Source organism: Thermogemmatispora sp., from assembly GCF_019683755.1.
Taxonomy (GTDB): Bacteria; Chloroflexota; Ktedonobacteria; order Ktedonobacterales; family Ktedonobacteraceae; genus Thermogemmatispora.
Map to the genome: position 1 here is coordinate 1 of NZ_JADGHT010000130.1, position 11,951 is coordinate 11,951.

Below are 11,951 nucleotides of genomic sequence, written 5' to 3' on the forward strand. Positions count from 1 at the left end.
TACTGATATTGATGCCCCCTGGGAGGCGCTCGATATGGTACCGGCCTTGCGGCGGAGCGTTGGCGCTAGTGTTGATGGGGATGCCTCTGCTCCATCGCAGCCGCAGCCGCCGCAGTCACGCGCTGGCGAGACGGCGGAGATCAACTGAGACCAGATCTATCAAGGGCAGCGGACTTGAGAATGCTGCTCTTCTGCTTAGGGCAGGGGTTGGGCTGGACTACAGGGGAACGGGTGCGGGCGAACATAGGCGCGCAGGAACTTTCTTCCTGGGCAACTAGTGTCCCTCTCTGCGGATCAGGCCAAGGCAAGAAAGCGTCCTGGCAAACGCTCGCCTCTTCTCGCCGCGTCCTCCTGCTGAGTTCAGCCCTCCCCCTGTCTGCTTGTGGAGCTGCCTGCTACAGGCCCTGAAACAGCTCATCTGTGGGAGCTTTCTGCTGATGTTCTCGCAGGCAGGTGCTGGCAGGCTATCGCCTCTTGAGGCGCTTTGTGCTATGATGTAAGCCACATGGCTTTGTAACTGACCCTTTGGCAATCACTCATGAACCTGAAAGGAAAGTGAGTCGCTGCGATGGACTTTTCGCTCAATGAGGAGCAGCTTGCCATTCGCAATACCTGTCGCGAGTTCGCCGAGCAGGAGATCAAGCCACGTGCGGAAGAGATGGATCGCACGGGTGAGTTCCCCTATGATTTGATTCGCAAGATGGGTGAGCTGGGATTGCTAGGGCTGCCATTCCCCGAGGAGTATGGTGGAGCGGGCGCAGATTTCCTCTCGTACTGTATTGCGGTCGAAGAGATTGCCCGCGGCGATGCCGCAGTCGCGATTACAATGGAGGCTCACACTTCGCTGGGGGCTATGCCTTTCTACCTCTTTGGAACAAAGGAGCAGAAGGAGCGCTACCTTCCACCCCTGGCTAGAGGGCAACAACTTTGGGCCTTTGGTATGACCGAGCCAGATGCTGGTTCCGATGCTGGCAGTCCTCGGACACGTGCTGTCCTGCGTGATGGCTACTGGCATATCAATGGCGCCAAGGCTTTCATCACCAACGCTGGCACGCAGATGAGCGGAGGCGTGACCATTACAGCGGTCACTGGTACCCGTCCCGATGGGCGCAGCGAGATCACTAATCTCATTGTGCCACGCGGTACCCCCGGCTATATTATTGGCAATCCCTATCGCAAGATGGGCTGGCGGGCCTCCGATACCCGTCCTCTAACCTTCGAAGATTGTCAGGTGCCGGAGGAAAATGTGCTGGGCCAGCGCGGCGAAGGTTTCAAGCAGTTTATGCAAATCCTCGATGGGGGACGGGTGGCCATTGCCGCTCTCTCGGTCGGTCTGGCTCAGGCCTGTTTAGATGAGGCGCTCAATTATGCTAAGCAGCGCCGCCAGTTTGGGCAACCGCTTAGTAAGTTTCAAGCCATTCAGATGAAGCTAGCTGACATGGCGATGGAAATTGAGTTGGCCCGGCTGATGTACTATAAAGCAGCCTGGTTGCAGATGCAAGGGAAGCCCTACAGTGCTGAGGCCTCGATGGCCAAGCTCTTTGCCTCTGAGACTGCTAAGCGCGCCGCCGATCAGGCGGTGCAGATTCACGGCGGCTATGGCTTCATGGATGAGTTCCCTGTCTCACGCTATTGGCGCAACGTCAAGGCCAGTGAGATTGGCGAGGGCACCAGTGAGGTACAGCGCCTGATCATTGCCAAGCATCTCGGCTGCTAAGGCGGCGCAGAACCTGCGCGCAAGAGGCGAAGCTAACCTAACTAACTAACGAAATACCAAGAGAGGCATCCTCCTACAGGAAGGGTGCCTCTCTATTGTGCTCTATGGGTGAAGGCCGAAATTGCTTCGGTTGACCTGGCTAGGGCAGTTGAGCTGGCCTGGCGGTGGCGTATCTGTGCTGACCACGGTTCACTACGTGCTCTCGCGCCTGATCCAGAATCTTAGCCAGTCTCACTCACGACCGTTGCTGGAGGAAGTCAGAGGCCAGCTAAACATACGAAGCTGGGCAAGCGGACTGGTGGCCACCGGCGAGCGGCTGACTGGCGAATTGGTGACCTCGCTCCAGACGGCACTATTGCCATTGACCGCTACAAAAGCAGCGCCGTTAAGGACCGAGCCGACCTGAACGAAGGAATTAGATTCGGCATCGAACATGCCATAGGTGTTATTGTCGTCCTGCCAGAGGACAAAAGTCGTGCCGCCCTGCAGGGCTGAGACGTGGCTGATAGTATTCAACTGGCTAAAGGTGCCATCCGAAGTCGGCTCTAGCGAAAGCATATAGAGCGAGCCACTGATCAGGAAGTCCAGCGAAGGCGGGTAGATGCTGGCATTAGCCCACGGCGTCACACTGGGATTCAGCGGTAGGTTCGACTCAGCGGCCTGCGCTGGCTGGGGGCTAGGACTGGCTACGGGGGTCGGCGTAGCCAGGGCTGAAGTGCCGTCTAGCCCATCGTTGGTATTCAGCATAAAGAAGGTATGGCCTACAACAACAGGGCGGAATGAGGTGCCATCGGCCCGGAAGAGCCAGGTCTGAGGCTGGGTATGTGGTAGCCAGCGACCGGGCGTAGGCGCGATCAGCTCGACCTCTTGCCGCGTCCAGATATTGCTATGCAAGAGGCCAGTGTTATCAAGCCACTCATCGGCCCAGAAGATGCGACTTCCGTCGGAGGTGGCAGTCGGCGACGTATAGACATGGCCCGCCGGAGCAGATGCCAACGTGCTGCGGCTATCAATCTGACCGTTCTCCTGCAGGCTATACAGCCAGAGATGAGAAAGCCCATGCTGGTCAAGGGCAGCGACCAGCAAACCATTCTGCAGGAACCAGATACCTGGTACGGGTGTATGGACGATACCAGCAACCAGCTCAGGATTAAAGATCCCGCTTAAGAGGAGCTGGGGGTGCAACAACGCGGCGCTGGCTTGCGGGTTGTCCACTGCATAGAAGAGCTTCCAGGCGCGCAGTCCCTCGATGGCACTATCGCGGACTGGACTACTGCTATGCTGCGCCTTTTTAGCCGAAGAGGTGGCTGAGGCGTCCACCGCAGGTGGATCATACTGGAGCCAGACAAGGCGATTGTGCGAGCTGCCCAGGATGATCAGCGGACTGCTTTGGGCATTAGTCAGCAGCGGCTGACTCAACTGGGTCTGCCGGTCGAGACGCAACAGCATCCAGCCTGCAGGCGTACCATCGCTGAAGGCACTGTAGTAGACTACATTGCCATCAGCAACGGCGCTGACAACATTATGATAGATAGTGGCAGTAGTGTAGCGCATCATCACCACGTTAGTGGGGTGATTGATGGCTGCCGGCGGAGGGATCGAGCCGGAAGAGTGCTGAGCCAGCAAGAGCACAGAGGTCAGGCCACCAGTGAGCAGAGCCAGCAAGAAAGTAGCGGCCACGGCCAGAGCAGCTAGCTGAGGCATATGAGGCCGCCGACGCACGCGGCGTGGCGCCTGAATAAGCGGCAACGGGCCAGTCTCAGCCGTGGAGAGCGTCGCCAGGGGATCACGGCCCCTCTCCTGCTTGAGATGCTCCTGCATATAGGGCTTCAGAAAGTCAGGAGGCGGAGGCGTGCCAGGCAGGCCGCGTTTGAGAAAGCGCGCATGCTCAGCCGCCAGAGCGCGCATCAGCCGCTCTCGCATCTCAGGCGGCGGCTCTATGGCGGGCAGACGCTGCAGGCGGGTGCCGACCAGTGTAAAATCAGCCAGTGTTTGTCGGCAGCCTGGACAGGACTCCAAATGCTGCTCCAGTTCTTTCAAAGTAGCCTGCGTCTCTTCATCTTGAAGAGATGGCTGGGCCTCTGCTTCTTTCAAATCGCGATAGATCGCGAGAAGAACCCGCGCCTCTGTGCAGTTCACTCTTCCCCCACCTCTTGTCGGTACAGCGTAATAAAGCGTTCTCTTGCGCGCATCAGCCGCATTTTGACAGCTGAAGGACTAATATTGAGCATCTCTGCTATTTCTGCGCATGAGAAGCCATGATATTCATAGAGCCAGAGGCAGACGGCGTACTTAGGAGGCAATTGCCTCATGACACGCTCGACCACCTCATGCTCAGCAACACGACTTTCGAAGCGACCGCCGTCATAGCTTCCCCGCTCGTAGAGCATAGTGGCGGCACCTGGGCGTCCCTCGCTGCCATCCTCAGCGCTGCCAGGGAAGCCGTCGCCTGTTGTACTGCCCGTCTCTGAGAGCACGCCGGCGCCGATGCCCCGGTCGTCGTTAAAGAGCGACAGAGGCAGCCAAGAGATCAGGCGGCGGCGGCGGAGTGCATCGATCGCGGTATTTTCAGCGATGTGATAGAGCCAGGAAGAGAGGGCGCCGGGGCGGACCACAGTACCGGCCAGCAAGGCGCGGTAGGCTTTCACAAAGACATCCTGGGCCAGATCGTAAGCCTGCTCTCGATTCCCGATCATATGATAGATAAAATTCGTAATCGGTGTTTGATAGCGTTGAAAGATCGCCTCGAAGTCCGCCACATCCACGCTGCGGGCCTCGCCCTGGCTTGTTGTTGCTGCCTGGAGCGGGAGAGACTGAGCGGGTATGTCAGCCTCCCCTGCTGGCTCCGCCGTCTCCGTATCTTCCCCAGGTGAGTCAAGCCGAGTGGCCTGCTCCTCTTCAGGCAGGGCCATCTCTGACTGATTGCCGCGAGTAGCATCCAGGGTAGAGCGCCAGCCACCGTTCGTAGTGTAGAGACGGATAGAGGTATCCATTGGTTACATCAACCTTAGTGTTTCAGGAGATCGTGCTGGATGCGCACATGGATCATACTGCTCTCTTGTGAATACAGCATAGCATATCGTTGTCATCCCTGCTATGAGGTAGGTGACAGCCGCTGGACGAATTTTCCCACGGCCTCCCTCAACCGGGCAAGCAACAGTACAGCATACAGTATAGCACACGCAAGCGAACTGGCGCAGGATGGGTCAAGGCGGCACTCGCAGCAAGGCGAGAAGGCTGCTCCGTCTTGCCTGAAAGCGCTCTTTCTGTTACGATAATAAGACCATGACTGTGACAGCTCTTGAGGCAGCCGCGCACGGTTGGGGGATCATTGGACATGAACATGCTCTGGAGCGCCTCCGCCGGGCCTTAGCCTCGCAGCAAGTGCGCCATGCCTATCTGTTTACTGGTCCTGATCAGATAGGAAAGACGCTACTAGCCCTGCGCTTTGCCCAGGCTTTGCTATGCACAGGCGGTCCTGATCCGCAGCACGCGCCGGTCAACCCTTGTCATCGCTGTCTGGCCTGTCGGAAGGTGCTGCATGGCAATCATCCCGATGTCCATGTTATCGCTCGTCCTCCAGACAAGCAGTTTATTCTCATTGACCAGATTCGTGCTCTGCAGGCTGAAGCGGCCCGGCATGCCCTTGAGGGCCGCTACAAGATCTTCATCATTGTGGGGGCCCATGAGATGAATCCTCAGGCTGCCAATTGTCTCCTGAAGACGCTGGAGGAGCCGGAGCCGGGGGTGGTCTTGCTGCTGACGGCTCCTGAGCGAGGGCTGCTCCTGCCGACGATTCTCTCGCGTGTGCAGCATATTCCGCTGCATCTGCTCAGCAGCGCTCAGATCCGCGAGGCCCTCGAAACCTATTGGGAAGTTGAGCCGGAGGAGGCGGAGCTGATCGCGGCTCTAGCCTCGGGGCGCATGGGGTGGGCGGTACGGGCCGTAGAGGATGAACAACAGCTCATAGAGCGGCGCGAGCTGCTCGAGCTGTTGGCGCGTCTACCTGAGCAGGGGCGAGCAGAGCGCTTTGCCGTGGCCCAGCGGCTGAGTGCAGAACCAGAGCGCCTGCGGCAGGTGCTGGAGTTGTGGCTACTGTGGTGGCGTGATCTGCTGTTGCTGACCAACGGAGGACAGGATCTGATTGTCAATGTTGACATGCGAGAGCTGCTCCAGCAGCAAGCAGAGCGGCTCGGCACCGCTGGGGCGCAGCGTATGATCTATGCAATCCTGCGCACTCTGGAGGCTCTCGACCAAAATGTGAATCCGCGAGCTGCCTTGGAGGTGCTCATGCTTGATCTCCCTGTGCTGAGTCGCACCTGAGAGCCGCCTTGTGACGTGTGTGGCCTGCGAAGCAGCACGCGCTAATTGACCGATGGATGCTTGACTGGCAATGATGCCTGTTCCCCTCCTTGAGGGAAGGAGCAAAGGAGAGCCATGCAGAAGTCATTCCAACATCTGCTTGTCGACCAGGCAGAAGGCGTACTCACGATCACGTTCAATCGTCCCGAGGTGCGTAACGCCTTCAATGAGCGCATGCTTGAGGAACTGGCTGAGGTCTTGGAGGAAGCCGCCACCGATGCTACTGTACGCTGTGTCGTACTGACTGGCGCTGGTGGTGCTTTTGGATCTGGCCAGGATTTGCGTGCTTTTGAGGCAAGAGCTGCTGGTGAGCGTCGTGGCCGCGTCAGCGAGCACCTGCAAAAATACCATCGCGTGATCCGCTGCATTCGAGAGATGCAGAAGCCAGTTATTGCTGCAGTGCGCGGCGTAGCGGCTGGCGCCTCGTGCAGTGTGGCGCTGGCGTGCGATCTCCGCATCGCCTCTGACAATGCCCGTTTCCTGCAAGCCTTTGCGCGCATCGGCCTGGTCCCCGACGCCGGTGGCGGCTTCTTCTTGACTCGGCTGGTCGGATTTGGCAAGGCACTTGAGCTGGCTATGCTGGCCGAGGAGGTTTCTGGGCGCGAGGCTGAGCGCCTTGGTCTGGTGAATCGCTGCGTCCCTGATGCTGAGTTTGAAGAGGCCACTCAGGCCCTGGCTCGCCGACTGGCGCAGGGGCCAACCCGGGCCTATGGCCTGATCAAACAACTGCTCAATACGGCGGTCTGTAGTGATCTTGAGACTGTTCTGCGTCTCGAGGGCGAGCTGCAAGAGATCGCTATTGAGACCGCTGATCATCGCGAGGGCGTGATGGCCTTCCGCGAGAAGCGTGCCCCGCGCTATACTGGGCAGTAAGCTCAGGGTTAGTGTCTCTTAGACGCTGGGCCTGACTCGTGGAAGGCCCAGCCCAGGCTTGCCTTGATCGGCTGTGCGTATCGATTCGCTGCCTTATAATAACGCTCAGACCCAAGGGCCGGCGCGCCGTCGCTGGCTGCAAGAGCATGCTCCCCAGCATCTGGAGCAATGTGCCGCGCTGATGCTGGAGGCCGTAGCGCGACGCTCGCCGGCACTCTCACGTGGTATCGTTGTGCTAGGGGCCGGTGCCTGCACTGAAATCCCCTTGGAAAAGCTCACGCGCGCAGCAGATGAGGTGCTCTTAGTAGATCTCGATAGGGCGGCTCTGGAGCAGGCACGGGCTGAGCTGCCTGCTGCCTCCTTGCGGGCACGCGTACAGTTACTGAGTGCTGACCTGACAGGGGGCGTCAGTGCTTTGCTTCAAGAGCGCCTACGTCTTCTTCCCTGGCAAGCCCTGGAGCAAGGAGAGGCCTCAGCCCTGTGGGAGCGGCTGGCCACGGTCCTGGATAATTGCCCTGTTCCTGATCCGCCACAGATTGAAGGCCTGCCAAGGGCAACCTTCGGCCTGGCCGTCAGTTCGCTGGTGCTCTCCCAGCTCTTCAGCTACCCGCTGCTCGATCTGCTAGATAGTGTGCAACAGCGAGCACCTCGTCATCTGGGCGCCCAGGAACGTCATCACCGCTATCAGGAGGCGGCCCAACGCTTTCGCTTGCGCATCATTGCTGCCCATCTGCATCTCCTGCGTGAGCTTGTGGAACCAGGCGGACTGGTCGTGCTGCTCAGCGATGTGCGAGGCTTTCTCTTTAAGGAGAGCCACGGAGGGCAGACGCTGCCAGCGCGGCGTGAGCTGCCGCTGCTACCTTATGCTTTCTTTGATCTGGTGCGACAGACCTTCACAGTCCTGGCTGAGCGGCGCTGGGAGTGGCTAAGCGATATGCCGACTCCTGAGCGGCCAGGCCGCGGCTACGAGGTAGTCGGCTATCTGGCTACCCGCTCTTGAAGCTGAGGCGCCTAAGCTGGACGACTCACTCTGAACTTTCTTTCGGCCTTGCCTTACAAGTTGCTCTCGAAAGAAGGGCGCTCGCCTGCTTGCCATGAGCAGTGGTGCGGAGTAAGAGTCGACCTCGACCAGGCGAGCGCCCCGGTTCATCAAAAGACAATGCTCGCTCGCCAGCCAGGATGGCATACTAGTGCTCTACTGGAGCTTGACGGGCCAGATCTTCCAGGGCGCGATCGAGGCGTTGCGCGGCCTCATCAATATCGGCCCGCGTCAAGATCAGCGGTGGCACCATACGCAAGGTAGCATTGCCCAGATTATTCAGCAGCAGGCCATGCTTGAGAGCCTGATCGACAATGGCTGGCGCCAGATCGTGCTTGACTTCCACAGCGCGCATCAGGCCGATGCCGCGCGGATTCGCAATGAAATTGTACTTCTGACAGAGAGCTTGGAGCTTTTCATGCCAGTACTCGCCCATACGAGCGGCATTCTCAATCAGGCGCTCCTCTTGGATAGTCTTAAGCGTAGCCAGAGCGGCGGCGCAAGCCAGGGGATTCCCGCCGAAGGTTGAGCCGTGATCGCCGGGGACAAACAGATCAGTGCGGCGCCCGGTCAGCATAGCCCCGATCGGTACACCTCCAGCCAGGCCCTTAGCCAGAGTAATCATATCGGGCATCACGCCGTAGTGCTCGAAGCCGAAGAACTTACCCGTGCGACCCATACCCGCCTGTACCTCATCGCAGATCATCACTAGATTCTGTTCGTCGCACCAGCGGCGTACTCCCTGCATAAACTCCCTAGTCGCGGGCCAGATTCCCCCCTCTCCCTGGACAGACTCCAAGAGCACACCGACGGTCTTCTCACTCGTTGCTGCCTTGAGTGCATCGAGATCGTTAAACGGGACCTGCTTAAAGCCATCTGGCAACGGTTTCCAAGTCTCCTGGTAGTGGGCCTGACCGGTTGCCGCCGTGGTGGCAAGCGTACGCCCGTGAAAACTGCGCTCCATGCTGATGATTTCATAGGCGCCGTTGCGATGCAGGCGACCAAACTTGCGAGCTAACTTGATGGCGCCCTCGTTGGCCTCGGCGCCGCTATTGCTAAAGAATGAGCGCATGCCACCACTGAGCAGAGCCAACTGCTCGGCCAGTTCGATCTGACGCGTATTGTAGTAGAGATTAGAGACGTGAATCAGTCGCGCGGCTTGCTCCTGCACAGCCTGGACCACCGCCGGATGGCAGTGTCCAAGAACATTCACGGCGATGCCGGCCACAAAATCCAGGTACTCGCGTCCCTCTGTGTCCCAGACACGGATGCCCTGGCCGCGGACAAAGGTTACTGGCTGGCGTTTAAAGGTAGCCTGATAGTATTTCTGTTCAAGCGCGATCCAATCACGTTTAAGCATATTTGTAGCCATTAATCAAGCTCCTTACTCTGCTGTGGGCTGGACCTTGCTGCGGTTGGCAAATAAGTGAGTTAGCGCGTATAGAGCGTATTCTCATCAATATAGCCGTGGGTCAGGTCGCAGCCCCAGGCGGTTGCCTCAGCTTCACCCAGATGGAGATCGATCGTAATCAACACCTCGCTGGCTGCCATTGCCGCACGGGCAGCCGCTTCATCGTAAGAGGCGGCACCACCCTGCTGCACTACCTGGACCGGGCCAATGAAAATATCAAAGCGATTGGGATCAAGAGTGCAGCCGCAGGCGCCAAGAGCGGCGACAATCCGGCCCCAATTAGGATCGCCGCCGGCCAGGGCGCACTGCCAGAGAGGCGAAAGGGTAATACCGCGGGCCGCTTTAATCGCGTCGGTTCGGTCGCGTGCGCCGCGCACATGGACCGTCATCAGTTTGGTTGCTCCTTCCCCATCGCGGGCAATCTCGCGGGCCAGGTAGGTTGTCACGCGACGCAGCGCCTCGCGGAAGCGCGGGGCCTCGGGGTGGGCCTTATTGAGCGGCGTGTTACCTGCCAGGCCATTCGCGAAGAGCAGACAGGTATCGTTGGTTGACATATCGCCGTCAACGGAGATCATATTGAAGGACTCCGCCACGGCGGCCTGCAGCTCCTCTTGCAGCCAGAGCTGCTCGACAGCCGCATCGGTTGTCAAATAGCAAAGCATAGTCGCCATATTGGGATAGATCATCCCAGCGCCTTTGGTAGCCCCACCCAGGCGCACCGTGCGGCCCTCGATCTCAAATTCCAGAGCAATCCGCTTCGGGCGTGTATCAGTCGTCAGAATGGCCTCGGCGAAATCGTTGCCTCCCCCGCTGCTTAGCTCAACAGCCGCGATGCCCTGCTCAATCTTCTCCATAGGCAGCTGTCGGCCAATGATCCCGGTCGAAGAACAGAGCACCAGCTCTTTCGGAATACCCAAGTGTGCGGCGGCCAGCTCAGACATGCGATAAGCGTTACGCAGTCCCTGCTCACCAGTAGCGCAGTTAGCATTGCCGCTATTAACTACCACTGCCTGAGCCTTGCCACTGCGCAGGTACTCACGGCACAGCAGCACAGGGGCGGCGGGGGTGCGGCTCGTCGTAAAGGTCCCGGCGGCGACGCAAGGAACATCCGAGGCCAGGATTGCCAGATCCTTAATCGCCGCATCGGACTTAATGCCGCAAGCAACAGCGCCGGCGCGGAAGCCACGCGGAGCTGTGACACAGAGGTCTACCTCACGGAACTGCTCGGTCAATGGTTGTCCCTCCTGATACAGCTAGAGCTGATGACTCAACAGCTTACCAGTAGCGAAGTGAGCTGCCGAGCCTTCTCTCCAAGAGGCGGCAGGGCAAGGCAGGCAAAGCCTCCTTCCTTGCAGCTCTCCCCTCTCTTGCTCTCTTGAAAACACCCTATGTTCCCCCTGATTGAGGGAGCCGCTCTAGAGCTTGGCTGATCTGACCGTGGTGAAAGCGGATCTGACGCAAAAAAAGAAAACCGGCGACAGCCAGACACCGGTACTGGTCATAGAGGCCATACAGATAACCGGTATGATCAACGTGCCAGCAAAAGGAGCAGAACGCCAGTACCAGAGGAGAGCTTGAGAGAGCATCTCCCTGGCTCGCCTTCGACGCTCCACCAGCATGGCCAGCCTGGCACGGGCCTCATAACCTTTGCTGAATAGTATAGTGTGGGGGGCAATCCTTGTAAAGCCTTGCCTTGATTCTAGCAGCGCCTTGCATTGGCGCGGCCTCTGGCTCTTATCAGCAAGGCGCCTGCGGGAGTATAATGAAAAACATAGGAGACTCTAGCTGGAAGGATAGCCTGACCGTGCAAAACCTGGAATTAAAAGTCCGCTGCCTCGGTGCTACCACGCTGCGGCAGGTAGAAGCGCTGGCCTGCAGCGCAGGAGCGACCTATGTGCGCACCGTGAAGCACCGCGATACCTACTTTCCGACAGCACACGCCCGCCTCAAGTTGCGTGAGTGGTGGCGTGAAGATGACAGAGCCGACACAGCCAGCATCGCCAACGTGGCTGCGGACGAGGCCGTCAGGGGACCTCTTCAACAACCAGAAGAGCGGACCAAGGAGGAAGGCCATGAGAGCGGCAGGGAGGGGGCTGTCCTGATCTCCTCGCTTCCTCAAGAGCGGACAGGAACGCGTACCAGCGAGTACTTAGTCTATCCTGTAAGTGAGCCGGTAGCACTCCGAGCCTTGCTCTCAGCTGCCTTAGGAGTATTGGTCGTCGTAGAGAAGACGCGGCGTTTCTATCGCTATGGGCATACGCGCATCTATCTGGATGAGGTCAAAGATCTTGGCGCTTTTGTTGAGCTAGAGACTGTCGTCGACGAGGGGATCACTCCCGGGGAGGCCAGCGCCGAGCATGCCGCCCTCATCTCACTGCTCGAGCTAGATCGGCTACCAGTGGTGCCCTATTCCTACAGCGACCTGCTCAGCGGGCAGTCTGACTAGCATGGATGGGGCAGCCGCTGACTGCTGCAGTGACCTAGGGCACAGAACGGACAAGCGCAGGAGCTGCCACTGTGGCCAGCGCGGGTCAGGCCGCAGTGGTGGG

At 58.9% G+C, this 11,951-nt stretch carries 10 protein-coding genes; 6 read left to right on the forward strand and 4 right to left on the reverse strand.

The window, feature by feature from the left end; translation table 11 throughout:
* The first annotated feature begins 568 nt into the window (after positions 1 to 568).
* Entirely contained in the window at positions 569 to 1,717 is a 1,149-nt protein-coding gene (locus tag IRZ24_RS10305; protein ID WP_297163528.1) for an acyl-CoA dehydrogenase family protein, read from the forward strand.
* A 231-nt stretch (positions 1,718 to 1,948) separates the two neighbouring features.
* Here IRZ24_RS10305 and IRZ24_RS10310 read toward each other — a convergent pair whose 3' ends face one another.
* A complete protein-coding gene (locus tag IRZ24_RS10310) occupies positions 1,949 to 3,856 on the reverse strand; it encodes a hypothetical protein (RefSeq protein ID WP_297163531.1) in 1,908 nt (635 codons plus the stop codon).
* On the reverse strand, positions 3,853 to 4,710 hold the full coding sequence (locus IRZ24_RS10315; RefSeq protein ID WP_297163534.1) for a sigma-70 family RNA polymerase sigma factor: 858 nt from the start codon (positions 4,708 to 4,710) through the stop codon (positions 3,853 to 3,855). The genes IRZ24_RS10310 and IRZ24_RS10315 overlap by 4 nt, the downstream gene beginning before the upstream one ends.
* 292 nt (positions 4,711 to 5,002) lie before the next feature.
* Between IRZ24_RS10315 and holB the strand changes: the two genes are divergently transcribed.
* The 3 genes from holB (at position 5,003) to IRZ24_RS10330 (ending at position 7,952) form a co-directional block, all read left to right on the forward strand.
* Complete coding sequence (gene holB / locus IRZ24_RS10320; protein ID WP_297163537.1) at positions 5,003 to 6,040, forward strand: DNA polymerase III subunit delta'; 1,038 nt, start codon at positions 5,003 to 5,005, stop codon at positions 6,038 to 6,040.
* 114 nt (positions 6,041 to 6,154) lie between these two features.
* Positions 6,155 to 6,952 (forward strand): enoyl-CoA hydratase-related protein, encoded by a 798-nt coding sequence (locus tag IRZ24_RS10325; protein ID WP_297163540.1) that lies wholly within the window; start codon positions 6,155 to 6,157, stop codon positions 6,950 to 6,952.
* A 73-nt stretch (positions 6,953 to 7,025) separates the two neighbouring features.
* Positions 7,026 to 7,952, forward strand: coding sequence for a hypothetical protein (locus tag IRZ24_RS10330; protein ID WP_297163543.1), 927 nt, complete (start codon positions 7,026 to 7,028; stop codon positions 7,950 to 7,952).
* 187 nt (positions 7,953 to 8,139) lie between these two features.
* Here IRZ24_RS10330 and IRZ24_RS10335 read toward each other — a convergent pair whose 3' ends face one another.
* Both IRZ24_RS10335 and argJ read right to left on the reverse strand, forming a co-directional pair.
* Positions 8,140 to 9,363 (reverse strand): acetylornithine transaminase, encoded by a 1,224-nt coding sequence (locus IRZ24_RS10335; RefSeq protein ID WP_297163546.1) that lies wholly within the window; start codon positions 9,361 to 9,363, stop codon positions 8,140 to 8,142.
* 59 nt (positions 9,364 to 9,422) lie between these two features.
* A complete protein-coding gene (gene argJ, locus IRZ24_RS10340; protein ID WP_297163549.1) occupies positions 9,423 to 10,634 on the reverse strand; it encodes a bifunctional glutamate N-acetyltransferase/amino-acid acetyltransferase ArgJ in 1,212 nt (403 codons plus the stop codon).
* A gap of 190 nt (positions 10,635 to 10,824) precedes the next feature.
* Between argJ and IRZ24_RS10345 the strand changes: the two genes are divergently transcribed.
* On the forward strand, positions 10,825 to 10,980 hold the full coding sequence (locus IRZ24_RS10345; protein WP_297163552.1) for a hypothetical protein: 156 nt from the start codon (positions 10,825 to 10,827) through the stop codon (positions 10,978 to 10,980).
* A gap of 226 nt (positions 10,981 to 11,206) precedes the next feature.
* Positions 11,207 to 11,848, forward strand: coding sequence for a CYTH domain-containing protein (locus IRZ24_RS10350; RefSeq protein WP_297163556.1), 642 nt, complete (start codon positions 11,207 to 11,209; stop codon positions 11,846 to 11,848).
* Positions 11,849 to 11,951: the final 103 nt, after the last annotated feature.